Raw genomic sequence first — 26503 nt, 5'->3', positions numbered from 1 at the left:
GATTTGCCTTGGAGCGCCAGCCGCCGCAATGGCTCGACGTCGGAAACGGCCCTGATCGGCGCCGCCTCGCCTATCTCTTTCAGCAGGGCACCGGGGCGCCCGTGGTCTGGCTCGGCGGCTTCCGCTCCGACATGCGCGCGACCAAGGCCGAGGCCCTGTCAGACTGGGCCTATGACACCGGGCGCGCCTATCTGCGCTTCGACTATGGCGGCCATGGCGAGAGCGAAGGCGACTTCGCCGGCTTCACCCTGTCGCACTGGCTGGCCGATGCGCTCGCTGCCATCGAGAGTCAGTGCCGCCAGCCTCCGATCCTGGTGGGATCATCGATGGGCGGCTGGATCGCGCTGCTCGCGGCGCGCCGCCTGTTCGGGACGCCGTTGCAGCCGGCCGGCCTGGTATTGATCGCGCCGGCGGTCGATTTCTCCGAGGAACTGATGTGGGCGCAGATGCCCGACGCGATCCGCCGGGCGATCCTGGACGAAGGCGTCTGGCTGCGCCCTTCCGAGTATTCACCGGACCCGACGCCGATCACCCGCGCCCTGATCGAGGACGGGCGGCAGCACCTGATGTTCGGCGGCGAAATCCGGGCTGGATGCCCCGTCCATATCCTGCAGGGCATGCGCGATCCCGACGTGCCCTGGCGCCAGGCCTTGAAGCTGGTCGAGCACCTGAGCGGCGATCCGGTCGTGCTGACGCTGATCAAAGATGGCGATCACCGCCTGTCCACGCCGGAAGATATCGTGCGGCTGCAAATGGCAGTCGCCGGAATGGCGACCGCGCCCTGAACGCCGGAAGGGCGGTCAGCGTCAGTGGACGCTGACCATCTTCAGGTCGTGCTCCCAGGCATTGGCCGTCGCAGCCTCGCGCGTATCCGTCACGAGGATCGGCGCGCCATCGGCCGAGAGCAGGGTGAAGAGCTGCAAGCCTGATTCGATCTTCGGCGCCTGCGGGAAGATCCGCATCAGCTCGTCCGAGGTCATCGGCTTGACATAGGCCACTTCGCCGGCGCCGAGCGCGGCGAATTCCGCAGGGGTCAGCGGGTCGGCCTGGATAAGGATTCTGTCCTGTTTCATCGCGCCCTCCTTCAGAGCAGTGCGAATGCGGTTCTGATACTGCGCCTTCAATTATGAACAGATGCGAAAACCGCTGACGCATCCTTCAAAAGCTGGACGGGACTCCGTCCTCTACTCGCGGCTCATGATATCGATACGCCGGATGAGCCGTTCCGGTTCCGGCCTGACCAGATCGATCGCGAGCAGGCCGTTCGACAAATCCGCACCAAGGACCTGCATGCCGTCGGCCAGCAGGAAGCTGCGCTGGAACTGACGGGCCGCGATCCCGCGGTGCAGGAACTGGCGATTCTTGTCGTCGCTCTGGCGGCCACGGATCGTGAGCTGGTTCTCCTCCAGCGTGATCTCGAGCTGCTCGCGCGAGAAGCCCGCAACGGCCAGCGTGATGCGCAGGCGATCGGGCTCGTCCTCCGTCCGGGGCAGCCGCTCGATGTTGTAGGGCGGATAACCCTCGCTCGCGCCCTTGGCGACACGGTCGAGCGCACGCTCGATGTCGTCGAAGCCGAGCAGGAACGGATGGGACAGGCTAGGCGTACGCGTCATCTATCCAGGCCCTCGAAAGGCGCCTCACTATCATCGGGACCCGCAGCCGGCAGCACCCCGCGGGCGAAAGGCGAACCCTTTCGCTCGGCAAGGATATGGCGAACCGCGGGCCTTGCTTCAAGAGGAGCCGAACAGGCACCGGAGAGCCCTGGCCAGCCGACGGTCGCTTCAGGATTCTCGTCGAAAAGATGGTACAGCCACCCCGGCTTGAACGGGGGACCTCTAGATCCACAATCTAGCGCTCTAACCAACTGAGCTATGGCTGCCCGTACCTTGGGCCTTGCAACCAGCCGCCTCGGCGGGGTCACCAGCGGCGCGGACCCTAGTGCCGAGTTTTTGCTTTTGCAACCGCGTAATGCATTCGGCCGGCTGAATTTCGGCGCGCCCGAGCGCGCGCCGATCACAGTGGCCCATCAATCCTTGCGCAAGGCGGCATTGGCGACGCGCGCAAGCTCCTTGAGATGGTCCGCGTAGGATTCGTAGCTGCGGCGAACCGCCTTGGCCTGAAGCGTGATGGCTTCGGACGCGCTGTTGCTGCGCGCCACCGTCTGGGCGTCGTGCAACGTCGCTTCCAGTTCCGCGCAGGCATGGTCGAGCATGCGGGCCTGCAAGGCGCCGAAAGCCCGCGCCATCGTCAGCGCCTGGCTCATCACGGTTGCGGACGCGACGGTGACAGCCTCGGGCGGCCGCGGCAGAGGCAGCGAATCGAGCGATACCGGCTGCACCGGCTTGGCGGGCGCAGGAGCGGGTGCAGCGACCGGCTGGATCGTCCTGGCAGGAGGTGCAGCCACAGCGGCGTTCGCCGGCGCTGATGTCGCCTTCGGCGCGGCGGGCTTGGCGATGGTTTTGGGAGTGGCCTTCTGAGGCGCGGGAGCTTGCGGGGCCACCTTCGGCGCAGCGGGAGCGGCCTTGGCAGCAATCTTCGGCGCAACGACCTTGGCGACCGGCTTCTCGATGCGGATCTTGGCCGAAGCTGCTTTCTTGGCCGGCGCCGCCTTCTTGGCAGCGACGGAGACCGGTGTCACGGCAGGCCGATCCGCCTTAACCGGAGTAACGGCCTCCTTGACCGGAGCGACCTCGGCCGGAGCAACCGCTTCGGTTCGCGCTGCCGGCGGTGAGACTGCGGCCAAAGGCTTGTTCTGCGCGGCAACCGGAGCTGCTGCACTTGGCGCGGCTGCACTTGGCGCGGCCACTGCGGGAGCGACAGCCGGGGGAGCCACGACGACGGGAGCAGCCGCCGCAGGGGCCGCGTCCGCGGGAGAAGCGGGCTTCGAAACGGCCGGGCTGGCGGGAGCAGGCCGAGGCGGCGTCGCGTCGCTGGCGGCGGGACGCGCATCCGGATTCGGCGACGGCAGCTTGTCGACCTGCTTCTCGGCAGGCGCGGGCGACAGCGCCCTCACCGGAGGCAGGCTGACCGGAACCTTGGACGTGGTCCTGGTGGGAGCAGGCTTAACCATGGCGGCTCTCCTTCAGCGGCAAACAGCGGAAGCCGGGCCCTTGGCCCGGCCAGAATGTGTGCCGGCGCGCAGTAGCGCCGGCAGACGCGCCTCAGCGGCCGCCCTTGGTGGCCTTGCTGACGGTCTCGGCAGCCTTCGTCGCAGCGTCCTGGGCGGCAGCCCCGAGATCCTTGAGCTGGGTCTGGAACGACGCCATCTGGGACTTCAGGAAATCCGACTGATGCTGCATGACCTCGGTGAGGTCCTTCGACGTCACCAGCTTCTGGGCGAAGTCGAAAGCCGCCGCGACATTGTCTTCCGCATAGGCGATCGCCTTGCGGGTGGCGTCGTGAGTGTTGGCGCGGGCGTTCTCGGCCGAGCCATGGGCGCTATCCACAGCCTTTTGGGCCGCGCCGATGAAGCCGTCGAAAGCCTTGCGGGCCTGCTCGACGCTGCGTTCCGCGAACTCGCGCATCTCGGTTGGCACTTCGTAGGGTGATTTGCCGTTCATGGGATCCTCCTGTCGTCTTGCAGCCAAGCCTTACAATATTGTGCACTGCAATATCATTGTTGCAATGCAATGACAACCGCGTGACCTATCGCGACGCCGCCCATGTTAACGCTGTTTCGAGGAGAAGCGGGAGAGCGATCTTTGGTTCCATGGATTTGCGGCCATTTGGGAGCTATTAAAGGTTTGTTAGGCATAACGGGCGCGGATTGAACGAGCAGGCAGGCATGAGCGAATCCGGACAGGACTGGGCGCGACGGGGAGCGGCGGCGGCTGAGGACGCCGCCCTTGCGACCTTTGCCGCGGGCGGCGCCCTGCTTCTCTGGGATGCCGGCGCCGGACGCCCCGGCTTCGCCAACTCCGCCGGCCAGGCTCTGCTCGGCGGCAAGACCGCTGAAATCGTCGTTCCGAATCAAGCGCGGCAGCGCCTCGATGCCCTCGCCGGCGGCCTGGCCTCCATGGCCGGCATCCGCCTCGAAAGGCTGCGCCTGACTTCGGGCTTCGCCGCCCTGCCCGTCACCTGCGGCTGCAAACTCCTGTCCTGCCCCGATGGACAAACGGTCCTGGCGGTCGTGGTTTCGGCAGCCGAGTTGCGCCGGCTGGGCATCGCGATTCCCCAGTCCAGCGAGCCGACGGCAGCCGCTACGATCGCGACGCCCCCCACACCGCCGGCCGAGGTCGAAGCCGCCGCGCCTGCGCGGCCGGCAATGATTCGCTTTCTGTGGCAGAGCGACCGCGAGGGGACGCTGACCAGCGTCTCCGAACAGATCGCAGCCCTGACCGGCGCAGAGGCCGCAGCCGGGCTTGCCGGCAAAAGCTGGCACGACCTCCTCGGCTCCACCGTTCTCGACCGCGACGGCGGGCTGGCGGAGCGGCTCGCCACGGCGGCGACCTGGAGCGGCCACGCCCTGCTCTGGCAGACGGATACGCCCGGCGAAGGGGCGCGCGTCGAGCTCTCGGGCGTGCCGCTTCTCGATGCCGGACGCGCGCTCACCGGATTTCGCGGCTTCGGCATCGCCCGCCTGAACGAGCGCGAGCCTTTCGCCGCGCCGGAAGCCGTCCTCGACCTGCCGGAAGCGGACGCGCCGGTTGCGGAGCACGATAAGGCGAGCCGGCAGGAAGAGCCTGCAGCCGCGACGGAAACCGCGCCCGAAGCGGATGCTCTACCGGCACAAGCCGACGAAATTCCCGAGCCACTCGCCGAAGACGCTGCTGATCAGCATGAGCAGCCGGAAGCGGAGGGCCATGTCGATGAAGGCGCTGCCACGCCGCTCGCGAATCCGGCTGAAGACGATGAGCCCGAGATTCGGCCGGCCGAATGGCTTGGCGACGAGCAGCCTGTGGCTGAAGCTGCGGCACCGGGCGGCAACATCGTCCCGCTCCGTAACGGCACGCTGACCACGCTGCGGCCGGTTCTGGAGCCGTCGAAGCCTCACCTCAGTTCCGCCGAGCGCAATGCCTTCCGCGAGATCGCCAAGGCGCTGGGCGCGCGGCTGGCCGGCGACGAGGAAACAGTCGGCCCACGGCTGCCGCCCGTCGCGCCGCTGCAGGTCAAGGAACGCGAAGAGGCAGCCGCCGCCGCAGAGAAGGCGGGAGCCGAAGCGGACTCTGCCGTCGCGCCCGCACGGCAGCGCAACTCCCATGCCGATGTGCTCGACCGTCTGCCCGTCGCCGTCCTGGTGAACCGCGGCGACGAGGCGGTCTACGCCAACCGCACGCTGCTCGACCTGCTCGACTTTGCCGACCTCGCCGATTTGAAGGCCGGCGGCAATGTCAGCCGCCTTATCAAGAAAGCCTCGCGCGCCGAAGGTGGCGCGATGACGCTGATCGATCGCCGGGGCCATCTGGTCAGCGTCGATGCCATCCTTTCCAGCGTCAGCTGGCAGGACGAGCCGGCAACGCTGATGGCCTTCCGCCATCCCAATGGCGGCGGCGAGGTCAAGGTGCTGACGCCGGAAGAGGCGGAGGAAGCCGAGCTTGCGGCCGAGTTCGCTGCCGAGGAATCCGAATCGGCGGCGCGTGTCGAGGCGCTCAGGCTCGACGCCGAGACCCGCGATGCCCGCATCGACGAACTCACCGCCATGCTCGACACGGCGACGGACGGCGTCGTCACGGTCGATGATCGCGGGCGCATCCTGGCGCTGAACAAGGCGGCCGAGGCGCTGTTCGGCTACGACCAGCGCGAGGTCACAGGCGAATTGTTCACGCTGCTTTTCGCCAGCGAGAGCCATGCGCCGGCGCTCGACTATCTCGAAGGCCTGAAAGGCGGCGGCGTCGCCTCGGTGCTGAACGACGGGCGCGAGGTGCAGGGCCGGGTGCGCCAGGGCGGCAAGATCCCGCTGTTCATGACCATGGGCCAGATCGCGCATGGGGCCGAGCCGCGCTTCTGCGCGGTGCTGCGAGACATCACCGCCTGGAAGAAGACCGAGGGCGAGCTGGTCGACGCGCGCAAGGCTGCGGAAATGGCGAGCGCACAGAAATCCGACGTGCTCGCCAAGATCAGCCATGAGATCCGCACCCCGCTCAACGCCATCATCGGCTTTGCCGAGGTGATGGCGGAGGAACGCTTCGGGCCGATCGCCAACGAGCGCTACAAGGAATATCTGCGCGACATCCACCAGTCCGGCGGCTACGTCATCAGCCTGGTCAACGACCTGCTCGATCTCGCCAAGATCGAGGCCGGCAAGCTCGACCTCGATTTCGTCAGCGTCAACCTGAACGAGATCGCGCTGTCGACCGTCTCGCTGCTGCAGCCCGAGGCGCAACGCGGACGCGTCGTGCTGCGCTCCGGCCTGTCCCCGAAGCTGCCGCCGGTCGTCGCCGACGAACGTTCCATCCGGCAGATCGCGATCAACCTGCTCTCCAACGCGGTGAAGTTCACCGATGCCGGCGGGCAGGTGATCATCTCGACCGCGCTCGGCGACCAGGGCGAGGCGATCCTGCGGGTGCGCGATACCGGCATCGGCATGGATGATGACGAGCTGAAGCTTGCGCTCGAGCCCTTCCGGCAGGTGCCGACGACGCGGCGCGCGGGCGGTACCGGCCTCGGCCTGCCGCTGACCAAGGCGCTGGTCGAGGCAAACCGCGCCGCGATGTCGATCACATCAGTCAAGAAGGAAGGCACGCTGGTCGAGATCACCTTCCCGCCGCAGCGCGTGCTGGCGAGCTGACGATACACAAACGCGAGCCGTCATTCCGGGGCGGGCCGAAGGCCCGAGCCCGGAACCCAGAACCGATGCCCTGTTTCATTTGAACACGGCCGGGCCTGCGCCTTGACCAGAATCGGCGGCGGCTCTGGGTTCCGGGCTCATCGCTGACGCGATGCCCCGGAATGACGGCACGGTTGCACTTGAAGAGCGTGCCTCTATAGCAGCGTCCCGGTCAGGATCGCGGCGGCGACGCCGAAATAGATCACCAGCCCGGTGACATCGACCAGCGTCGCCACGAAGGGCGCGGAAGCGCTGGCGGGGTCGAAGCCGAGCCGCTTCAGCGCGAAGGGCAGCATCGAGCCGGCAAGCGAGCCGAAGGTGACGATGCCGACCAGCGCGCCGCCGACCGTCGCCGCCACCAGCATCCAGTGCGGCCCGTAATCGTAGAAGCCGAGCCACTGCCACACGATGATTCTGATAACGCCGATGACGCCGAGAATGGCGCCGAGCGTGAGACCTGTCGGCAGTTCGCGCAGTGCGATCCGCCACCAATCCTTCAGCGTGACCTCGCGCAGCGCCAGCGCCCGGATGATCAGCGAGGTCGCCTGCGAGCCGGAATTGCCGCCCGAGCTCATGATGAGCGGGATAAACAGCGTCAGCACGATCGCCTTCTCGAGCTCGCCCTCGAAATACTGCATGACCGAGGCGGTCAGCATCTCGCCGACCAGCAGGATCGAGAGCCAGCCGGCACGCTTCCGGATCATCGAAAGAAAGCCGATCTCGTTATAAGGCTGGTCGAGGGCCTCCATGCCGCCGAGCTTCTGCACGTCCTCCGTCGTCTCGGCGATCATCGCGTCGATGACGTCGTCGAAGGTGACGATGCCGACGACGTGGTCGTCGGCATCGACGACGGGAACGGCCAGCAGGTCGTATTTGGTGATCAGGCGCGCCACGTCCTCGCGATCGACCTCGGGCGCAACGGTGATCGGTTTGTGCGCCGGCACGACCGATTCGACCGGAGCCTCGGGGTCGCCGCTGATCAGGCGCCGGAGAGAGACGGCGCGAACCAGCTTGCGGGTCACGGAATCGAGCACGTAGATGGCGTAGACGGTTTCGCGCGAGCGCTCGACGCGGCGGATATGGTCGAGCGCCTGCTGTACCGACCAGTTGCTGGGCACGCTGACGAACTCTGTCGTCATGATCGAGCCGGCGCTATGCTCGGGATAAGCCAGCAGCTTGTTGAGGTCGGAACGGGTCTGGCGGTCGATACGGCCGCTCAGGCGCTGACGGGTCTCCTCGTCGAATTCCTGGAAGACGTCGGCAGTGCGGTCCGCCGACATGGCCGAGAGCAGCGCGCCGGCGCGCCCGTCAGGCAGCAAGGCCAGCGCCTCGGCGGCGGCGGTGAATTCCGGCTGGTCGAGCGCCTCGACGGCGCGATCGAAAGGCAACTCGGCCAGGACATGCGCGATGGTCGCTTCGTCCTGCTCGTTCAGCGTCTCGACGATGTCGGCGACATGCTCTTGCGCCAGCGTCTGGGCCAGCGTCACGGCAAGGAGGTCCGTCGTGGCGGCGGTATCGTTCATGGCTCTATTCCTTGCGATCGGGCCGTCATGGCCGGATCGCAGGCGAGCCGGGCAACCCGGTCAGGCGCGCGAAGCGGCGGCAGACGGCTTCGACTGTCGGCTGGGACTGTCGCTTGGCATCGGGTTGAAGTTTCCTGTGAGCAGCCGGCCACGAAGGCCGGGAGCAGGAGGCCAATGCACCCGCCAAACGCCTGCGTCAAACGGTTTTTTCGGCGCGTTGCCCCCGATCATCCGCATTGGCTCAGCGCCATCGCGCGCCTAAGGTCGCGGCGACGGAATCGGTGCCCTGCGCCACCTCCGCCGACGGTCCGCCATTTCTCACTGGAATCCCGCCGATGACCCTGACGATCTACGGTTGCTATCGTTCGCGCGCCACGCGCGTCATCTGGCTCGCCAACGAGCTCGGCCTGCCGTTCAGCCATGTGCCGGTGATCCAGGCCTATCGCCTCCCCGATCCGGCGGCGCCGGGCGTGCCGCTGCACACGCGCAGCGCCGAGTTCCTGAAGATCAACCCCAACGGCCATATCCCCAGCATCGACGACAACGGCTTCAAGCTGCACGAATCGCTGGCGATCAACCTCTATCTGGCGCGCAAGCATGGTGGCCCGCTCGCGCCGCAGAACGCGCAGGAAGAGGGGCTCGCGGTGATGTGGGCGCTCTGGGCGGCGACCGAGTGCGAGACCCACGCGCTCAACCTGCAGTTCCACCTCGCCGCCTATCCGCCGGAGAAGCGCAAGCCCGAGCTGGTCGATGCTGCCCTGGCCGCCCTGCCCGGCCCCTTCGCCGTGCTCGACAAGACGCTGGCCGAGAACAACGGCTACGTGATGGGCGGCCGCTTCACAGTCGCCGACATCAACGTCGCCGAGATCATCCGCTACGCGAAGCCCGCAACGCAGCTCTTCGAGGCCGCTCCGCGCGTCAAGGCCTGGCTCGATGCCTGCCAGGCACGGCCGGCCTTCCAGGCGATGTGGCAGGCGCGCGACGCAGAAGCCGCCTGATACAGGAAACGGGTGGAGGAAGAGCCGGGGCGAGCCTATCGCTCCGGCTCGTTATTGTTCAGCAGGTTCACCATGTCGTCCTCCCCCGCTCCGCAACCCGTCATGGACCTGAGCGACTGGCTGCTGCTCCTGCTGCTCTCCCTGCTCTGGGGTGCCTCGTTCTTCTTCGGCAAGATCGCCGTCGCCGAATGGCCGCCGCTCGCCGTCGTGCTCGCCCGCGTCGGCATGGCCGCCATCGCGCTGCTCCTCGTAGTCAGGCTGTCAGGCCTATCGATGCGTGTCGGCGGGCGGATGTGGCTCGCCTTCTTCGGCATGGGCCTGCTCAACAACCTGATCCCGTTCGGCCTGATCTTCTGGGGCCAGACCCAGATCGCCAGCGGCCTCGCCTCGATCATCAATGCCACGACCCCGCTCTTCGGCGTCGTCGTCGCGCATCTGTTCGCGCCGGACGAGAAAGCGGGCGGGCTCAAGCTCGCCGGTGTCGGCGCGGGCATCGTCGGCGTCGCGATCCTGATGGGGCCTGACGCGGTCCATGGCGTCAGCGGGGCGCTGCTGCCGCAGCTCGCCTGCCTCGCCGCTGCGCTGTCCTACGGCTTCGCCGCGCTTTTCGGACGCCGCTTCCGCGGGATGCCGCCGCTCGTCAGCGCTGCCGGCCAGGTCAGCGCGACGACATTGATGACGATACCGTTGGTCATTTTCTTCCACCCGCCCTGGCTGCTGCCGGTGCCGAGCACCAAGGTCGCGCTGTCCTTGGTCGGACTGGCGCTGCTCTCGACGGCGCTGGCCTATGTCATCTTCTTCCGGATCATGCGCCGGGCCGGTGGCACCAACGTCACCCTGGTGACCTTCCTCATCCCCGTGAGTGCCATCCTGCTCGGCTCGGTTTTCCTCGGAGAAGCGCTGCTGGCACGGCACTTCTGGGGGATGGCGGCCATCGCCGCCGGCCTCGCCCTGATCGACGGACGCCTGTTCAGGATGGCCCGCGCCAGGCCTGCCTAGGACCAAAGACTTTATTGCCAAAAAATTATGAATTGCTCTAGGGTCGACTTGTCGGCTGGAGTCGCTATTGGGCACGGCCCACCGAGAGATATCGCGGGCAAGCGGTACCGGGGAACAGGGGACGGCCATGGATGTGCGGCAGCTGCGATGTTTCATCGCGGTCGCGGAAGAGCTGCATTTCGGCCGGGCGGCCGAGCGGCTCGGCGTCGCGCCTCCCGCCCTGTCCCGCCAGATCAGCGCCCTCGAGGATGAACTCGGCGTCAGCCTGCTGACCCGCACGACCCGACAGGTCGCCATGACCCGGGCCGGGCTGATCATGCTCGAGGAAGCCAAGGGCATCCTCGTCAAGATGGAGCATGCCACCCGCGCGGTGCGCGAGGCTTCGCTCGCCTCGGGCAAGATCCTGCGCGTGGGGGCGATCGACGCGGCGTCTTCGAGCTTCGTGCCCGAGGCGCTGGTCGCCTTCCGGACACGCTTCCCCGGCATCGAGATCAAGTTCGTCGAGGCCATGACGGCGGCGCTGGTCCAGATGCTCGAATCCGGCAAGCTCGACCTCGCGCTGACCCGCCCGCCACGCAAGCCGACCGACTGCGCCTTCGAGATCCTGCGGGTGGAGCGCCCGCTCGTGGTGCTGAACGAGGCCCATCCCCTCGCCGCCCGCGAGCATCTGACCATGCTCGATCTCGTCGGCGAACCCTTCGTCGTGCCGTCGAAGCGCATCCGCCCCTATGCCTACGATCTGGTCATGGCCTATTTCGAGAGCGTCGGCGCAGTGCCGAACGTGACGATCGAGGCGACCGAGAAGCCGGCGATGATGTCGGCGGTCGCAGCCGGGCTCGGCATGGCCCTAGCGCCGGACTGGGTGTCGCGGCTGTCCTTCCCCGGCGTGACGATGCGGCGCCTGCGCGGCGCCCTTCTCGACCCGCCGCCGCCCGGCGCGCTCGTCGGCGTCGCCTGGCGTCCCCAGCAGAAACTGCCGGCGCGCGACGATTTTCTTGCGATCCTGAGGGAAAGCGTGACCCTGCTCGACGATCGCCAGACCCTTTCCTTCACCCCTTCCCCCAAATCGCAGAAACGGACAGCCCGAACCGGGTCGCCAGTCGGAGGAGCCTGATGAGTCTCAATCAGATAGAACAGGCGCAGGGCCTGCGCGTACGATCTACGCAGGATCTGGCCGGCGGCCTGTTCATGATCCTGCTGGCGCTCGGTGCCTTCATCTTCACCTGGGACCTGCCGGCGGGCACGCTGCGCCAGCTCGGGCCGGGAATGCTGCCCAAGACCTTCGCCGTAATCTGCGGCGCGCTGGGGGTGATGCTTGCCCTCGCCTCGCTGCGCTATAACGGCGAGAAGCTGCAGGGCTGGTCCTGGCGCGGCGTTTTCTTCGCGCTCGGCGGCGCCTGCCTGTTCGGACTGACCATCCGCGGCTTTGAGATCGGTCCGATCCGGTTCCCGGCGCTGGGCCTGCTCGTCTCCGGTCCGCTGCTGATCTTCTTCTCCGGCCTCGCCGCCGACGACCGCAAGCTCAAGGAATTGCTGATCTTCGCGGTGGCGATGTCCGCCGGCTGCATCCTCCTGTTCAAATACGCGCTGTCGCTGCCGATCCCGCTCGCGCCCTGGCTGCTGGGGATCTGACCGATGGACATGTTCTCCAATCTCGCGCTGGGCTTCGGCGTCGCTCTGACACTGAAGAACATCGGCCTCTGCTTCGTCGGCTGCCTCGTCGGCACTTTGATCGGCGTGCTGCCCGGCGTCGGCCCGATCGCGACGATCTCGATCCTGCTGCCGATCACCTTCGGACTCGATCCGACGGGCGCGCTGATCATGCTCGCCGGCATCTATTACGGCGCGCAGTATGGCGGCTCGACCACCGCGATCCTGGTCAACATCCCCGGGGAGGCGACCTCGGTCGTCACCACGCTCGACGGCCACCAGATGGCCAGGCAGGGCCGCGCCGGCGTCGCGCTCGGCACGGCGGCCATCGGCTCCTTCTTCGCCGGCTGCGTGGCGACGCTGATCATCGCCGCGCTCGGCGCGCCGCTGACCAAGATGGCGCTGCTCTTCGGCCCGGCCGAGTATTTCTCGCTGATGGTGATGGGCCTGTGCTTCGCCGTCGTGCTGGCGCGCGGCTCGATCCTCAAGGCCTTCTGCATGATCATGCTGGGCCTGCTGTTCTCGACCGTTGGAACCGATCTCGAGACCGGCCAGGAGCGCCTGACCTTCGGCATCGCCTCGCTCTCGGACGGCATCGACTTCTCGGTACTGGCTATGGGCGTGTTCGGCTTCGCGGAGGTGCTGCGCAATCTCGAAAGCCCCGAGGCGCGCGACGTCGTCAAGGGCAAGATCGGCCGGCTCCTGCCGGGCTGGGACGACATCAAGCAGGCGACGGCGCCGGTGCTGCGCGGCACCGCGATCGGAGGCATCCTCGGCATCCTGCCCGGCAACGGCGCAGTGCTCGGCCCCTTCGCCAGCTACACGGTGGAGAAGAAGATCGCCAAGGATCCGTCGCGCTTCGGCAAGGGCGCGATCGAGGGCGTGGCGGGGCCGGAATCGGCCAACAACGCCGGCGCGCAGACCGCCTTCATCCCGCTGCTTACCCTCGGCATCCCGCCGAACGCGGTGATGGCGCTGATGGTCGGCGCGATGACGATCCACGGCATCATCCCCGGCCCGCAGGTCATGACCCGCAACCCCGAGCTGTTCTGGGGCATGATCGCCTCGATGTGGGTCGGCAACCTGATGCTGCTGGTCATCAACCTGCCGCTGGTCGGCGTCTGGGTGAAGCTGCTGCAGGTGCCCTACCGGCTGATGTTCCCGGCGATCCTGATCTTCTGCTGCATCGGCATCTACTCGGTGAACAACCAGCCGCTCGACGTCGCATTCACCGCGTTGTTCGGCCTGTTCGGCTACCTGCTGATCAAGCTCGGCTTCGAGCCCGCCCCGATGCTGCTCGGCTTCGTGCTGGGCAAGCTGATGGAGGAGAAGCTGCGGCAGGCGCTGATCATCTCGCGCGGCTCGTTCTACACCTTCATCGACTACCAGAACCGGCCGATCTCGCTGGGCCTGCTGCTCGTTGCGGTGCTGGTGCTGGCCATCGCCCTGCTGCCTTCGATCTCGAAGAAGCGCGAAGAGGTCTTCACCGAATGACGGGGTTGCCGCCCAGGCGGCGGCACCCCAGTTTCATCTCAAGCAACATCGAGGGAGGAATCCGAATGAAGAAACTCGTTCTAGGCCTAGCTGCGGCTGCCGCGCTGGCGTTCACCGGCGGCGCGCAGGCGCAGGGATATCCGACGAAGCCTATCACCATGATCGTGCCTTTCGCGGCGGGTGGACCGACCGACATCATCGCGCGCATCGTCGCTGACCACATGTCGAAGACGCTCGGCCAGCAGATCGTCATCGAGAACGTCGCCGGCGCCGGCGGCACCACCGGCATCGCGCGCGCCGTAACGGCCGCTCCTGACGGCTACACCATCGCCATGGGCCATCTCGGCACCTTCTCGGCGGCGCCGGCCACCTATCCCGGCCTGAAATACGACCCGATCAACGGCATGCAGACCATCGGTCTCGCCGGGGGCACGCCGATCCTGCTCGTGGCACGCAAGAATTTCGAGCCGAAGGACCTCAAGGAGTTCGTCACCTATGTGAAGGCGAACCCGGACAAGGTGAACGAGGCCCATGCCGGCCTCGGCTCGGTCTCCTGGACGACCTGCACCCTGCTGAAGGGCATCCTCGGCACGCCGAAGATCAACGCCGTCGCCTATCGCGGCACGGGCCCTGCACTGAACGACCTCGTCTCCGGCCAGGTCGACTTCATGTGCGACCAGATCGTCTCCGTCGCCGAGCAGGTCCGCGCCAACACGATCAAGGCCTACGCCATCGCCTCGGCCCAGCGCTCGCCGGCGCTGCCCGACGTCCCGACCACCAAGGAAGCCGGCCTGCCCGAGTACCAGATCGAAGCCTGGAACGGCATCGCCGGGCCGAAGGGCATGGCCAAGGAGGCCGTGGACAAGCTCGTCGACGCCCTGAACAAGGCGCTCAACGACGAGGGCACCAAGAAGCGCCTGCTCGACCTCGGCACCGTGCTGCCGACGGCGGAGGAGCGGACGCCTGCCGGCTTCGCCGCGCTGATCAAGGGCGACGCCGACAAGCTGACGCCGGCACTTTCGGCCGCGCCCAAGCAGTAAGCATCCAGCCGGACAGAGCGCATTTTGCGGCGGGCCTCGGGGCCCGCCGTTTTCGTTTCAGGCTGCGCGGGCGAGAATGAGCCGCGGGTCCGTGTTCTGCCATGAACAAGCAAGACTTTGTTCTGCCTGTTCTTTTTCCGCCGGGTTGCGTGGCGTTAACATCTCGTGACCGATTTTCCGGGAACTGTTTCGCCAAGCTGCGGTTGTCTCGCCGACGTTCACTTCGGAAGGAGAGACATTATGTTCAAGAAGATCGCTCTTGTTGCCGCCCTCGCCATCACCCCGGCTGTTGCCTTCGCCCAGAGCCAGCCTTCGGGCGGCGCTGTCGGCGGCGCGACCAGCGGCGCGGCGGCCGGTGCTGTAGGCGGCGCTGTCGTCGGCGGCCCCGTGGGTGCAGTCGTCGGCGGCGTCGGCGGTGCAGTCGTCGGCGCCATCGTCGGCGATGCGGCGGAGCCCCGATTCCGCACCTATGTCGTCGAGCAGCGCGTTCCGTCCTATACCTATGCCGAGCCGATCGCTGTCGGCACGGTGCTGCCGGCGCAGGGCGTGACCTATCACCGCCTGCCGGCCGAATACGGCGCGAGCGCCTCGAACTACAGCTACACGGTGGTGAACGACCGCACGGTCATCGTCGAGCCGCAGACCCGTCGCGTGGTTCAGATCATCCAGTAACCGCCTGACGGCTCCTCGGAGTCGTCGAGAGGCCCGCCCCTGGAAACGGGGGCGGGCCTCTCTTTTTGGTGATCGCCACAGCCGGAACCGCCGCCAGGTGGCGGCGTTTTCAGAGCGGGGCGTTATCGGAGGTCACTTACAATGAAGCGGATTCTTTTTGCTGTCGTCCTCGCGGCTCTTCCCGCAACTGCCTTTGCGCAGACTGCGGGGCCGATCATTCGCGATCCCGCCAGCGGTGGCTTCACGCATGATCCCGCGCTTGCGGGGTCGGACATGTTCGCCCCTACCCTGACGCGGGACCCGGCCGGTGGGACGATGATCAGCGACGAACCGGGCTTCCGGAACTATGTGATGGCACAGCATATGCGCTCGTATCGCTATGCGGAGCCGGTCGCAGTCGGAACAGTGCTGCCGTCGCGCGGAGTGGTCTATCACGTCGTGCCGGCCGAGTATGGCGCGCATGGCTATCGCTACACGGTGGTGAACGACGAGCCCGTGATCGTCGAGCCGCGCACCCGCCGCGTGATCGAGGTGATCGACTGACGGCAGGCCTGACGGTCGCAACGTTATAGGAAGGCCTGCGCCGGGAAACGGCGCGGGCCTTTTTGCCGTTCAGCGCGTGCCGAACATGCGGTCTCCGGCGTCGCCGAGGCCCGGCACGATGTAGCCGTGCTCGTTGAGGCGCTCGTCGATCGCTGCCGTCCAGATGCGGACATCGGGATGGGCGCCGCGCAGGTGAGCGATGCCTTCAGGCGCGGCCAGCAGGCAGACGAAGCGCAGATCCTTGGCGCCGCGCTCCTTCAGGCGCTCGACGGCGGCGACAGCCGAGTTTGCGGTGGCCAGCATCGGGTCCATCACCACGATCATGCGGTCGGCGATGTCGGATGGCGCCTTGAAATAATACTCGACCGCCTGGAGCGTGTCGGGATCGCGGTAGAGCCCGATATGGGCGACGCGGGCTGCCGGCACCAGCTCGAGCATACCGTCGAGGAAGCCGACACCGGCGCGCAGGATCGGCGCGAAGACCAGCTTCTTGCCGGCGATGACGGGCTGCATCGACTTCTGCAGCGGCGTCTCGATTTCGATCTTCTCGGTCGGCAGATCGCGCGTCACCTCGTAACAGAGCAGCATGCCGATCTCGTTGAGGAGCTGGCGGAAGCTCTTGGTGGAGCGATCCTTCTCGCGCATCAGCGTGAGCTTGTGCTGGACCAACGGGTGATCGACGACGGTGACACCGTCCTGGCTCGAAGTCATACGCCGGTTACCCCTTTGTTTCCCGAAGCTGTGCTCACCCTCAAAATACCGTGCCGTCGCTGACAATGGTCAAGGGCGGACCGCCATCCACACGCTTTTCGCGCGCGATCCGGCGCCCAGCGGCCCAGCTGCCGCCCTCCAGCACCTTGGCGAGCGGCAATTCCTCGCGCGAACGGCCGAGGCGCCTGCGGACCAGTGCGCCGATCTCGTCCAGCAGCGCCACGGTCAGCGCCCGCCATTCGACCACCAGCGGCGAGCCGACCTCATGCGCCTTCTCCCGATCCGCCTCGTCCTTGAGCGCGATGACACCGCTGTCCAGGAAGAGCCCGCCATTGCGATATTCGGGCAGGCCGGTGAGATCGTCGATATCGACGATTGTGATGCCGGCCCATTGCAGCGGCTCGATCAGCGAATAGGTCAGCCATTGCGAGAGCTTGTGGAAGGGCACCAGGCCTTCCGTTGGCTCGCCGGGTGCGATCAGCGGATGGCGCCAGGTGTCGCCCAGCGCCACGCCGGCCAGCGTCAGGCGCGAAGGCCAGATGCCGCCGAAGACCGCGAGGACCTCACCGAGCATATGGGCGGCCCGGAGCGTCCCCGTATCGGCGGCGGCGGCGAAGCGGTCGAAAAGCTCGCCGGGGCGCGACAAACCCTGCCGCTCCAGCTCCTCTCCGAGGCGGTTGAGCAGGGCGGCACGCCCTTCGAGCGCCAATAGCATATTGTCCGGCCCGGCCTGGAATCCCTGCGCAAGCCCTGCCGTATCGAGGTGCTTCAGCGCGTCGGCATCGGCGCGCAGAGGATCGGCCGGGTCGCTGGAGAACAGGCCGGCGGCGAACATATCGAGCGAAGCGAGCGCCAACCCCTCGGAGCGGCCGATCTCGCTGCCGGTCGCCGCGTCGCGATAGCGCCAGTCCGGTCCCGCACCGGCATCGAGCAGGACGCTGACGATGGCGAGGTCGTAAGCGGCGCGGCCGCGCGCGCCTGTGTCGGAGAAGGCCGCGGCCTGATCCAGTCTCTGCCAGCGATCGTCCCCGGCGACGACGAAGTGGCGCCAGCGTGCGTGGAAGGGGATTTCGAGCGTCGGATAATTCGCGCGGATGGTCTCCAGCACATAGTCGGCGCAAGCCTCCAGCCGCTCGGGATGGACACTGAAATGGAGCAGCCCGCCGGACAATCCCAGCTCCAGCATCTCCCGCGCGCGTTCGCGCACGGCAGCAGGTTTCAACAGGGCGCGGAACGCCTCGGAATCGCGGTCAGGCATCATCAACTCGGATAGGGCGGGACGGGATCAGAACTTGTCGAGCTCGCGGCCGACGGTGGCCTTGAGCGCGTTGTCGCCGGGCTTGCCCTCGGGCGAATAATAGCCCGCCGCCTTCTTCGCCTCGATCTCGACGGAGGCATCGGGCGGGATCAGCTCGGGCGGGATGGCGACGCGCTCGCCGATCTCGATGCCGCTCTCGACCATGGCGTCGTATTTCATGTTCGACATCGACATCAGCCGGTCGATCCGGGTGACGCCGAGCCAGTGCAATACGTCCGGCATGAGCTGCTGGAAGCGCGCATCCTGCACGCCGGCGACACATTCGGTGCGCTCGAAGTAGGTCGCGGCGGAATCGCCACCCTCCTGGCGCTTGCGGGCGTTGTAGACGAGGAACTTGGTGACCTCGCCAAGCGCCCTGCCCTCCTTGCGGTTGTAGACGATGAGGCCGACGCCACCGCTCTGGGCCTCCTTCACGCATTCCTCGATGCCGTGGGTGAGATAGGGCCGGCAGGTGCAGATGTCGGAGCCGAAGACATCCGAGCCGTTGCACTCGTCATGGACGCGGCAGGCGATGCGCGTCTTGCGGTCGGCCAAGCCGGAGACCTCGCCCATGACATAGGCGGTGATCGAGCCGATCGGCGGCAGGAAGACCTTGAGGTCAGGCCGCGTCACCAGCTCGGGATACATGCCGCCGGTCTGCTCGAAGAGCGTGCGGCGCAGTTCGTTCTCGGTGGTGCCGAAGCGCTCGGCGATGCCCGGCAGATACCAGACCGGGTCGACCGCGATCTTGGTGACGGAGATGTCGCCGGTGGAATGCAGGATATGCCCGTCGGCGGCAAGGCGATGCGCGCCCATGGCCGCGAGTATCTCGGGAAGGTTGAGCCTCGCCTTGGTGATTGCGATGGAAGGGCGGATATCGATGCCCTCGCCGATCAGCTTGCCGAAATCCTGCGCCACCGTGTGGCCGTAAGGATCGAGCGAGACGATCTTCTTCGGATCGGCCCATTGCGGCTGCGGCGCGATCTCGGCGGTGGGATAGGTGTTGGTCAGGTCGGGACGCTGCGAGGGGTTCATCGCGCGGGCCGAGATCGCGAGCGCGCGATAGACCGAATAGGAGCCGCCATGGGCGCCGATGACGTTGCGGTCGGCCGGGTTTGTGGTCGAGGCGATGATCGGGCCGCGCTCGGCGGCGGTCGGGGCGCCCCATCGGATCGGGAAGCGAACGGCGGCGCTGCCGGGCTCGGGATGGGAGGTCAGCCTGATATGGCCGGTGCGGTTCGGCGCGTTCATCGCAGGTCTCGCCCTGAAACAGGAAAGGGCCCCAGACGGGAACGTCCGGGGCCCTCTGGACCTTGCGAAGTGTGAACCAGCGCAGGCGCGCCGTCAATCGCCTTAGAAAACAGCGAGATAGCGCAGCAGCGAGATGATGCCGATCACGATGACGATGATCTGCACGACGTTCTTGATCTGCCCGTCGAGCGGCAGCATGCGCACGAGATAGAGCACGAGGCCGATCACGAGAACGGTGATCAGAAGCGAAATCAGAATGGACATGCGTGAAGCCCTTTATCTCGGCCGATAGCCGGCCCCCCGGAGCCCTGCCGCGACGTATTCGCAGCATGTCAGCCCCGCCGACAGAACGTCGCAGGGTGGGAATAGGTTCCGGTTCGAGCTTTTGCCGGCGAAGTGGGTGTGCTTGGCGGGGAGCTCCATCGTCATGGTCGGGCTTGTCCCGACCATCCACGTCTTCGGCGGTCGAAGGTCGCGGTCAAGACGTGGATGCCCGCACAAGGGCGAGCTTGGCGTCGAGGGCGTCATTCTCGGGCGAAGCGAAGCGCAGACCCGAGAATCTCAGGACGAGAAGGCACTGGTTTCCAAGATGCTCGGGTCAAGCCCGAGCATGACGGCGGTGTGTCAGCCCGCGATGCGGTCGAAATCCGCGACCGAGCGCGTCGCCTGACGAAGCTGGTTCAGCAGCTTCAGGCGGTTGGCGCGCTGGGCCGGATCGGGATCGTTGACCGTGACCTTGTTGAAGAAGGCATCGACCGCCGGGCGCAGCTCCGCCAGCGCGGCCATGGCGCCTTCGTAATCCTCGGCGGCGACGGCGGCCTCGGCCTTCGGAGTGGCCTGCGCCAGCGCGACGGCGAGCGCCTTCTCCTCGATCAGCCCGGCATCGGCGATGAGGTGCAGGTCCGGAGCATCGGCGAAGGCGCCCTCCCCGTCCTTCTTCTCCTCGGCCTTGAGGATGTTGGCGGCGCGCTTGTAGCCGGCGAGCAGGTTCCTGCCGTCCTCGGTGTCGAGGAAGCGGCCGAGCGCCGCGACGCGGCGGGTGATGAGGAGGAGATCGTCGGAATCGCCGACCTGCCCCCTCTCCCCCTGCGGGAGAGGGTTGGGGTGAGGGGTCGCGCCACCCTTGCCGGAAGCGTCGCGAGACCCCTCATCCGTCAGCGCTGATGCGCTGCCACCTTCTCCCGCAAGGGGAGAAGGGGCGCCGACGAGAACCGCATCGACCAAATCATGCCGCGCGCCTTGGTCGCGGAGCATGACCTTCAGGCGATCGTGGAAGAAGGAGAGGAGGCCGGCAACTTTCTCATCAGCCCACTTTTCGTATCCAGGGACGATATCATCAAAGATATCGATTGCTTTTACGCTCCCTCCAAAACGCGTTGATGCGTCGTCAACGATATCGTCTTGTACTCCAAGGTCGCTCAAAGCCTCGACTGCCTCCAACGAAGCCATCTTGTTGGCGTAGTACATCGTGCCGAGCACCGGCTTGAGTGCAGCTATACCAATGTCAGACAATGGCAGTCGGGCCCCGTTCTCAACCACCAGCCGGATCACGCCCAACGCCGCCCGTCGCAGCGCATAGGGGTCCTTGCTCCCCGTGGGTTTCTCGTCGATGGCCCAGAACCCGACGAGCGTATCGAGCTTGTCGGCCAGCGCCACCGCCACCGAAACTGGATCGCTCGGCACGCGGTCCGAGGGACCGAGCGGCTTATAATGCTCCTCGACCGCGGCGGCGACCGAGGCGTCCTCGCCCTGCAGCTCGGCGTATTTCCGGCCCATCAGGCCCTGCAGCTCGGGGAATTCGCCGACCATCTCGGTCGGCAAATCGGCCTTGGCAAGCTTGGCGGCGCGCTCGGCCTTCTCGGGATCGGCACCGACGATATCAGCCAGCTCCCTCGCCAGCGCGGCGATGCGCTGGACGCGCTCGCCTTGCGTGCCGAGCTTCGCGTGGAAGACGACGCCGAGCTTTTCGAGCTTGGCCATGCGCTGGTCGAGCGGCTTGGCGAGATCGAGCCCGAGCTTCTCGGCGCTGGCCGTGAGCGTATCGAGGTCCGGCAGCGAGCCGCGATCGGTCTGCCAGAAATAGGCGGCGTCGGAGAGGCGGGCGCGCACGACGCGGCCGTTGCCGGCGGTGATCGCCGTGCCGCCGTCGCTGGCGAGGAGGTTCGAGACCAGGATGAAGCGGTTGGCAAGCGCGCCCGTCGCGGGATCGCGCAACACGAAGCATTTCTGGTTGGCGCGGATGGTGGCGCGGATCGCCTCGCCGGGGATGTCGAGGAAGCGCTCCTCGAATTCGCCCATCAGCACGACCGGCCATTCGACGAGGCCGGCAACCTCCTCCAGAAGCCCCTCATCCTCGACGAGATCGAGCCCCTGCGCGAAGGCGAGGTTGCGGGCGTCGGTGAGGATGATCTCCTTGCGCCGGTCGGCATCTAGCACGACCTTGGCCTTCTCCAGCGAGGTCACATAGTCGTCGAGGCGCTTCACCGTGATCGGGCCGGGCGCATGGAAGCGGTGGCCATAGGTGACGTTGCCGGAGACGATGCCGTCGACCTCGAAGGGCACGATCTCGGTGTCCTCGGTCTCCGCGCCGAAGGTGCAGAGGATCGAATGCAGCGGGCGCACCCAGCGCAGGCTGGCACCGGCAGCGGAAGCCTTGCCCCAACGCATCGACTTCGGCCAGGGGAAGGACCGGATCACCGCCGGCACGATCTCGGCGATGGCGGCAACAGTTTCCTGGCCTGGCTTCTCGATGATGGCGACGTAGGAATCGCCCTTTTTCGGATCGCTGACGATGGTCGCCTGATCGAGCGAATTTAGCCCGGCAGCCTTGAGGAAGCCCTGCACGGCAGCCTCGGGCGCGCCGACGCGCGGGCCCTTGCGCTCCTCGCGGACATCGCGGCCGCGCACCGGCAGCCCGGCGACGTGCAGCGCCAGCCGGCGCGGCGTGACGAAGGCCTTGGCGCCCTCATAGACGAGGCCGCGCTCGACGAGCGCATCGGTGACGAGCTTCTTCAGATCCTCGCCCGCCTTGCGCTGCATGCGCGCGGGGATTTCCTCGGAGAAGAGTTCGAGCAGGAGATCGGGCATCAGATGGCTCCGCCGCCGGCGGTCTTCAGCCAGGCTGCACCGCAGGCCTTGGCGAGCTCACGCACGCGCAGGATATAGCTCTGGCGCTCGGTGACCGAGATCACGCCGCGCGCATCGAGCAGATTGAAGATGTGGCTCGCCTTGATGCACTGGTCATAGGCCGGCAGGGCGAGCTGGTGGCGAGGCTGGTTGGCGCCGGAGACGGGTTCGCCGGCGGCCAGCAACGCCTTGCATTCGGCTTCGGCGTCCGAGAAGTGGCGGAACAGCGTCTCGGTATTGGCGTGCTCGAAATTATGCCGCGAATATTCCTGCTCGGCCTGCAGGAAGACGTCGCCGTATGAAATCCGGTCCTCGCCGTCGAGGCCGTTGAAATTGAGGTCGTAGACGTTCTCGACGCCCTGGACATACATCGCCAGCCGCTCGAGCCCATAGGTCAGCTCGCCCGCGACCGGGGCGCATTCGACACCCGCGACCTGCTGGAAATAGGTGAACTGGCTGACCTCCATACCGTCGCACCAGCACTCCCAGCCGAGCCCCCATGCGCCGAGCGTCGGGCTTTCCCAATCGTCCTCGACGAAGCGGACATCATGCAGCGCGAGATCGACGCCGATGGCCTTGAGCGAGTCGAGATAGAGCTGCTGCAGGTCCGGCGGCGACGGCTTCAGGATGACCTGGAACTGGTAATAATGCTGGAGGCGGTTGGGGTTCTCGCCATAGCGGCCGTCCTTGGGGCGGCGCGAAGGCTGGACATAGGCCGCCTTCCAGGGCTTGGGCCCAAGCGCACGCAAAGTCGTCGCCGGGTGGAAGGTGCCGGCGCCGACCTCCATGTCGTAAGGCTGCAGCACGACGCAACCTCGCTCGGCCCAGAAGCGCTGCAGCGTCAGCAGCAGCGCCTGGAAAGAGCGCGTCGGGTCCATCGCCGGCGAGGAAACCGGGTTGGCAGGGAGCAAGTGCGGTGCTGGGGCGGACAAGTGCCGGCAACCTTCCGATAACAAAGGGATGGCGGGGTGCTTAGGGTTCGCGCCCGCCAGGGTCAAGCGCCCGGCCGGAACCGGACAGGTTTCGTTCATACCCGGTCTGATAACCACCGGGACAACCGCTGGGCTCGCGATGTTCGGGGCGAGCATTTGATGCCGGGCCGGCGGCTGGATAACGAAGGAGTTAAGCCCATGTTGACAACCCGCATCATTGCCGCCGCGTTCGGCGCAGCAACCTTGCTCGGTGCCGCCATGAGCAGCGCCCCGGCTTCCGCCGCGCCGATCTCGGCCGGCACGGCGCTGGCTTCCGGCGCTGAAACCGGCCTCGTGCAGCAGGCCTGGCATCGTGGCCGCCCGCATTACGGCCCGGGCCGCCCGCATGTCCGCCGCTGCTGGACCGAGACCCGCCGCGTCTGGAACGGCCGGCGCTGGATCGTGCGCTCGCACCGCGTCTGCCGCTGAGCCGGCGCCCTTCCCCAGATGAAGACAAGCTGAACGGCGCGGTTTCGCGCCGTTCAGGTGAAACGCCTAAGTTCCTTTGCAGGGACGACAAGTCGGCCATCGGCGAAGCCGGTGGCCAGCGATGGAGATCACGATGTTCCGTACAACGCTTCTCGCGGCTGCCGTGACGGCGGCGCTGGGCGGTATTGCCCTGACGGCTGCTCCCGCCTCGGCCGCGCCGGTCGCTGCCCCGGCCGGCCAGACCGCGCAGGCCGGCCAAGGCCTTATCGAACAGGCCCAGTACTACTACCGAGGCCCACGCCGCCATTACGGCCCGCGCCCCTATTATCGCCCGCGCTGCTTCTGGTCGGAACGCCGCGTGTGGAATGGCTGGCGCTGGGTCGTCCGCCCCGTACGGGTCTGCCGCTGAGGCCGACGCATTCCGGCCATGATCGGCCGCTCAATGAAGGCAAGCTGAACGGCGCGGTTTCGTTCCGTTCAGCTTCAAAGACCTAATTTCGTTTCCACGGACGGCGTTCATTTCGACGGCAGATACTGCCGGCGCCAACCTCATGGAGGATATCATGTTCCGGACGATGCTTTTCACCGTCGCGACGGCCGGCACGCTGGGCGTGGCCGCCCTGAGCGCCACCCCGGCCGCTGCCGCGCCCGTCGCCGCCGCGCCGCTGGTTGATACCGGCGGCATGGTGCAGCAAGCCCAGTATTATTACGGGCCGCGCCGCTATTACGGACCGCGCGGCTACTATGGGCCCCGCCGCTATTATGGTCCGCCGCGCTATTACGGGCCGCGCCCCTATTACGGCCCGCGCTTCTATGGTCCGCCGCCCCCGCCGCCGCCGTTCTACGGGCCGCGCTACTGGTAGGCCGCAAGGCGCGCGCGGCCACGATGGACGGCCTCGCTCGCATCGGTAAAGCGGCCATCGGGGCCATTGATCACGAAAGCCGGCAGCACCTCTGCCGGCTTTCTGCTGTTCAGGACCGCCGTGACGATGACACGGATCGCCGGCCTCTCGGCCGAGCCGTGGACCGGCCGGATCGCGATGGCGCCGAAGCCGGTGCCGAGGCCGGCGAGCAGTTCCGGCAACGCCTCGGCCCGATGGATCATCGCAAGGAGCCCGCCGGGTTTCAGCGCGCGCCGGGCCGCACGGAGCCAGGGCTGAAGATCGCCTTCGGCGACATGGGCGGCCCTGCGATTGGGCGTCGGCGAGGCCCGCGTCCCCCCTGCGGGATAGAAGGGCGGATTGATCGCAACCGCGTCGAAGGAAGCTGCCTTCAGCCCCGCCGCCTCCAGTTCCACAGCAGGAGCCGTGATGTCGGCCGATATGACGCCGGCGCGGCCGGCCATGCCGTTCGTCTCGGCATTGTGCTTCGCCAGAGCCGCGAGATCGGGATCGCGCTCCAGCAACGTGACGCTCAATCCGGGCCTTGCGAGCGCTGCGGCCAGGCCGACCGTTCCGACGCCCGAACCGATATCAAGCAGCGTTCCGCCATCGAGATCGGGCAGCGCTGCCGCCAGGAGAATGGCATCCGTGCCGGCGCGATGGCCCTTGCGCGGCTGGCGCAGAACGAGACGGCCGTCGAGCAGCCGGTCCTCGACGATCTCGCCCAATGCCGAGGCAGCATCCGCCTCATTCATCACGCAGCTCGCCGCCATAGCCGGCCTCGACCAGCAGGGCCCGCGCCCGGCGCTTATCCGCCTCGCGCACGAGGAGGCGCCGGGGGAAGGCACCGATCATGCCTTCGAGCGCGCTGATGTGCTGGTCGGCGATCAGGCAGTCGAGCCCGGCGGAGTCCAGCAGGGCCTCGACGGCGCCGAGCAGGATGAGGTCGTTGGTGCGCATGAGTTCGTGCATCGCCCCATGGAGCCCAAGCCGGCCGCTTCGCGCAAGGTGCGGCGTCCCGCCGGTTTGCGGGGGCTGGCGTCCCATGCGACGGTTGTGGCATGGCTGCAGGCGCGCCGTATCGGCGCGTGGATCTGATCCGGAGTGTTTCCAGTGGGCGTTGTCGTATCCCTCGAGGAACGGGAATCGAATCAGGCGAGCATCGAGCCGCTCGTCGCGCTGACGCGTGCCGACATGGAGCGGGTCAATGCCATGATCCTGTCACGCACCGGCTCTGACGTGACGATGATCCCGGAGGTCGCCAACCACCTCATCTCCTCCGGCGGCAAGCGGCTGCGGCCGATGCTGACGCTCGCCATGGCCAATCTCTGCGGCTATCAGGGCGAGGGTCAGGTCAAGCTCGCGGCTTCCGTCGAGTTCATGCACACGGCGACGCTGCTGCATGACGACGTCGTCGACGAGAGCGACATGCGCCGCGGCAAGCTCGCGGCCCGCATGCTCTGGGGCAACGAAGCCAGCGTGCTGGTCGGAGACTTCCTGCTCGGCCAGGCCTTCAAGATGATGGTCGAGGTCGGCTCGCTCCGGGCACTCGACATTCTCTCCACCGCCGCCGCCGTGATCGCCGAGGGCGAGGTCTTCCAGCTCTCCGTCGCCAAGAACACCGAGACGACCGAGGACGAATATCTGTCGGTCATCCGCGGCAAGACGGCAGAGCTCTTTGCCGCGGCCTGCGAGGTCGGGCCAGTGATCGCCAGCTCTTCCAAGGCCGATGCCGCCGCCTGCCGCAGCTACGGGCTCAATCTCGGCATCGCCTTCCAGCTCATCGACGACGCGCTCGACTATGGGGGCGTGGCGGCCAAGCTCGGCAAGAACACCGGCGACGATTTCCGCGAGGGCAAAATCACCCTGCCCGTCGTCCTCTCCTTCCGCCGCGGTGACGAGACGGAGCGCGCCTTCTGGAAGCGCACATTGCAGGACGGCGAGATCAGGGACGGCGATCTGGAAGAGGCGCAGGCGATCATGCGCCGGCACAAGGCGCTGGACGACACCATCGCCCGTGCCGAGCACTATGCGCGAATGGCCAAGGACGCGCTCGGCCTCTTTCCGGCCTCGCCGATGAAGCAGGCGCTCAACGCCGCCGTCGATTTCTGCGTGGCGCGGGCGCATTGAGGCGGAGCGTCATGCTCGGGCT

At 67.0% G+C, this 26503-nt stretch carries 27 protein-coding genes and 1 tRNA gene; 14 read left to right on the top strand and 14 right to left on the bottom strand.

Annotation, left to right across the window (positions count from 1 at the left end):
* Nucleotides 1–8 precede the first annotated feature (8 nt).
* The gene (locus NWE53_RS26520; protein ID WP_265052276.1) at nucleotides 9–785 is read left to right on the top strand and encodes an alpha/beta hydrolase; all 777 of its coding nucleotides are present in this window, start codon (nucleotides 9–11) and stop codon (nucleotides 783–785) included.
* Nucleotides 786–806: 21 nt separating this feature from the next.
* Here NWE53_RS26520 and NWE53_RS26515 read toward each other — a convergent pair whose 3' ends face one another.
* The 5 genes from NWE53_RS26515 to NWE53_RS26495 form a co-directional block, all read right to left on the bottom strand.
* On the bottom strand, nucleotides 807–1073 hold the full coding sequence (locus NWE53_RS26515) for a BQ00720 family protein (RefSeq protein WP_265052275.1): 267 nt from the start codon (nucleotides 1071–1073) through the stop codon (nucleotides 807–809).
* A gap of 111 nt (nucleotides 1074–1184) precedes the next feature.
* On the bottom strand, nucleotides 1185–1613 hold the full coding sequence (locus NWE53_RS26510; RefSeq protein WP_265052274.1) for an Hsp20 family protein: 429 nt from the start codon (nucleotides 1611–1613) through the stop codon (nucleotides 1185–1187).
* 189 nt (nucleotides 1614–1802) lie between these two features.
* Nucleotides 1803–1879, bottom strand: a tRNA-His gene (locus NWE53_RS26505).
* Nucleotides 1880–2026: 147 nt separating this feature from the next.
* Nucleotides 2027–2638: a phasin family protein gene (locus NWE53_RS26500; protein WP_265052273.1), complete on the bottom strand. Its 612-nt coding sequence runs from the start codon at nucleotides 2636–2638 to the stop codon at nucleotides 2027–2029.
* Between the two features lie 523 nt (nucleotides 2639–3161).
* Complete coding sequence (locus tag NWE53_RS26495) at nucleotides 3162–3560, bottom strand: phasin (protein WP_265052272.1); 399 nt, start codon at nucleotides 3558–3560, stop codon at nucleotides 3162–3164.
* A gap of 224 nt (nucleotides 3561–3784) precedes the next feature.
* Here NWE53_RS26495 and NWE53_RS26490 point away from each other — a divergent pair, with 224 nt between their 5' ends.
* Nucleotides 3785–6727: a sensor histidine kinase gene (locus NWE53_RS26490; RefSeq protein ID WP_265052271.1), complete on the top strand. Its 2943-nt coding sequence runs from the start codon at nucleotides 3785–3787 to the stop codon at nucleotides 6725–6727.
* Nucleotides 6728–6921: 194 nt separating this feature from the next.
* Here NWE53_RS26490 and mgtE read toward each other — a convergent pair whose 3' ends face one another.
* Nucleotides 6922–8289 carry a magnesium transporter gene (gene mgtE, locus NWE53_RS26485; RefSeq protein WP_265052270.1) on the bottom strand — a complete coding sequence of 456 codons (1368 nt, stop codon included), beginning with the start codon at nucleotides 8287–8289 and terminating at the stop codon, nucleotides 6922–6924.
* A 335-nt stretch (nucleotides 8290–8624) separates the two neighbouring features.
* On the opposite strand from mgtE, the gene NWE53_RS26480 reads away from it, so the two are divergent.
* From NWE53_RS26480 to NWE53_RS26445, 8 genes are all read left to right on the top strand, one after another.
* Nucleotides 8625–9287, top strand: coding sequence for a glutathione S-transferase family protein (locus NWE53_RS26480; protein WP_265052269.1), 663 nt, complete (start codon nucleotides 8625–8627; stop codon nucleotides 9285–9287).
* Between the two features lie 72 nt (nucleotides 9288–9359).
* Complete coding sequence (locus NWE53_RS26475) at nucleotides 9360–10286, top strand: DMT family transporter (protein ID WP_265052268.1); 927 nt, start codon at nucleotides 9360–9362, stop codon at nucleotides 10284–10286.
* Between the two features lie 127 nt (nucleotides 10287–10413).
* The gene (locus NWE53_RS26470) at nucleotides 10414–11400 is read left to right on the top strand and encodes a LysR family transcriptional regulator (RefSeq protein ID WP_265052267.1); all 987 of its coding nucleotides are present in this window, start codon (nucleotides 10414–10416) and stop codon (nucleotides 11398–11400) included.
* Entirely contained in the window at nucleotides 11400–11918 is a 519-nt protein-coding gene (locus NWE53_RS26465) for a tripartite tricarboxylate transporter TctB family protein (RefSeq protein ID WP_265052266.1), read from the top strand. The genes NWE53_RS26470 and NWE53_RS26465 overlap by 1 nt, the downstream gene beginning before the upstream one ends.
* A gap of 3 nt (nucleotides 11919–11921) precedes the next feature.
* Entirely contained in the window at nucleotides 11922–13430 is a 1509-nt protein-coding gene (locus NWE53_RS26460; protein ID WP_265052265.1) for a tripartite tricarboxylate transporter permease, read from the top strand.
* Between the two features lie 65 nt (nucleotides 13431–13495).
* On the top strand, nucleotides 13496–14470 hold the full coding sequence (locus NWE53_RS26455) for a tripartite tricarboxylate transporter substrate-binding protein (RefSeq protein ID WP_265052264.1): 975 nt from the start codon (nucleotides 13496–13498) through the stop codon (nucleotides 14468–14470).
* 240 nt (nucleotides 14471–14710) lie between these two features.
* Nucleotides 14711–15142 carry a DUF1236 domain-containing protein gene (locus NWE53_RS26450; RefSeq protein WP_265052263.1) on the top strand — a complete coding sequence of 144 codons (432 nt, stop codon included), beginning with the start codon at nucleotides 14711–14713 and terminating at the stop codon, nucleotides 15140–15142.
* Nucleotides 15143–15283: 141 nt separating this feature from the next.
* Nucleotides 15284–15685, top strand: coding sequence for a DUF1236 domain-containing protein (locus tag NWE53_RS26445; protein WP_265052262.1), 402 nt, complete (start codon nucleotides 15284–15286; stop codon nucleotides 15683–15685).
* 69 nt (nucleotides 15686–15754) lie between these two features.
* Here the strand turns inward: NWE53_RS26445 and upp are convergent, their stop codons facing one another.
* From upp to NWE53_RS26415, 6 genes are all read right to left on the bottom strand, one after another.
* A complete protein-coding gene (gene upp, locus NWE53_RS26440; protein WP_265052261.1) occupies nucleotides 15755–16396 on the bottom strand; it encodes a uracil phosphoribosyltransferase in 642 nt (213 codons plus the stop codon).
* 40 nt (nucleotides 16397–16436) lie between these two features.
* Nucleotides 16437–17654 carry a URC4/urg3 family protein gene (locus tag NWE53_RS26435; protein WP_265052260.1) on the bottom strand — a complete coding sequence of 406 codons (1218 nt, stop codon included), beginning with the start codon at nucleotides 17652–17654 and terminating at the stop codon, nucleotides 16437–16439.
* 27 nt (nucleotides 17655–17681) lie between these two features.
* Entirely contained in the window at nucleotides 17682–18944 is a 1263-nt protein-coding gene (locus NWE53_RS26430; RefSeq protein WP_265052259.1) for a GTP cyclohydrolase II, read from the bottom strand.
* A gap of 102 nt (nucleotides 18945–19046) precedes the next feature.
* Nucleotides 19047–19208, bottom strand: coding sequence for a Thivi_2564 family membrane protein (locus tag NWE53_RS26425; RefSeq protein ID WP_091855869.1), 162 nt, complete (start codon nucleotides 19206–19208; stop codon nucleotides 19047–19049).
* A 360-nt stretch (nucleotides 19209–19568) separates the two neighbouring features.
* Nucleotides 19569–22031, bottom strand: coding sequence for a glycine--tRNA ligase subunit beta (gene glyS, locus NWE53_RS26420; RefSeq protein ID WP_265052258.1), 2463 nt, complete (start codon nucleotides 22029–22031; stop codon nucleotides 19569–19571).
* Nucleotides 22031–22948 carry a glycine--tRNA ligase subunit alpha gene (locus NWE53_RS26415; RefSeq protein WP_265055036.1) on the bottom strand — a complete coding sequence of 306 codons (918 nt, stop codon included), beginning with the start codon at nucleotides 22946–22948 and terminating at the stop codon, nucleotides 22031–22033. The genes glyS and NWE53_RS26415 overlap by 1 nt, the downstream gene beginning before the upstream one ends.
* 252 nt (nucleotides 22949–23200) lie before the next feature.
* Between NWE53_RS26415 and NWE53_RS26410 the strand changes: the two genes are divergently transcribed.
* The 3 genes from NWE53_RS26410 to NWE53_RS26400 all read left to right on the top strand — a co-directional run bounded on the left by NWE53_RS26410 (nucleotide 23201) and on the right by NWE53_RS26400 (nucleotide 24333).
* Nucleotides 23201–23470 carry a hypothetical protein gene (locus NWE53_RS26410; protein ID WP_265052257.1) on the top strand — a complete coding sequence of 90 codons (270 nt, stop codon included), beginning with the start codon at nucleotides 23201–23203 and terminating at the stop codon, nucleotides 23468–23470.
* A gap of 133 nt (nucleotides 23471–23603) precedes the next feature.
* Complete coding sequence (locus NWE53_RS26405) at nucleotides 23604–23879, top strand: hypothetical protein (protein WP_265052256.1); 276 nt, start codon at nucleotides 23604–23606, stop codon at nucleotides 23877–23879.
* A 154-nt stretch (nucleotides 23880–24033) separates the two neighbouring features.
* Nucleotides 24034–24333 carry a hypothetical protein gene (locus NWE53_RS26400; protein WP_265052255.1) on the top strand — a complete coding sequence of 100 codons (300 nt, stop codon included), beginning with the start codon at nucleotides 24034–24036 and terminating at the stop codon, nucleotides 24331–24333.
* Here the strand turns inward: NWE53_RS26400 and NWE53_RS26395 are convergent.
* Both NWE53_RS26395 and NWE53_RS26390 read right to left on the bottom strand, forming a co-directional pair.
* Nucleotides 24324–25106 (bottom strand): tRNA1(Val) (adenine(37)-N6)-methyltransferase, encoded by a 783-nt coding sequence (locus NWE53_RS26395; protein WP_265052254.1) that lies wholly within the window; start codon nucleotides 25104–25106, stop codon nucleotides 24324–24326. The genes NWE53_RS26400 and NWE53_RS26395 overlap by 10 nt on opposite strands.
* Complete coding sequence (locus tag NWE53_RS26390) at nucleotides 25099–25311, bottom strand: putative signal transducing protein (protein WP_442864913.1); 213 nt, start codon at nucleotides 25309–25311, stop codon at nucleotides 25099–25101. Before NWE53_RS26390 ends, NWE53_RS26395 begins: the two co-directional genes overlap by 8 nt.
* Nucleotides 25312–25464: 153 nt before the next feature.
* Between NWE53_RS26390 and NWE53_RS26385 the strand changes: the two genes are divergently transcribed.
* Nucleotides 25465–26481 (top strand): polyprenyl synthetase family protein, encoded by a 1017-nt coding sequence (locus NWE53_RS26385; protein WP_265052252.1) that lies wholly within the window; start codon nucleotides 25465–25467, stop codon nucleotides 26479–26481.
* Nucleotides 26482–26503: the final 22 nt, after the last annotated feature.

This window comes from Bosea sp. NBC_00550, from assembly GCF_026020075.1.
Classification (GTDB): Bacteria; Pseudomonadota; Alphaproteobacteria; order Rhizobiales; family Beijerinckiaceae; genus Allobosea.
The sequence above is the reverse complement of the archived record's forward strand: the minus strand, read 5'-3'. Positions and strand labels throughout refer to the sequence as shown.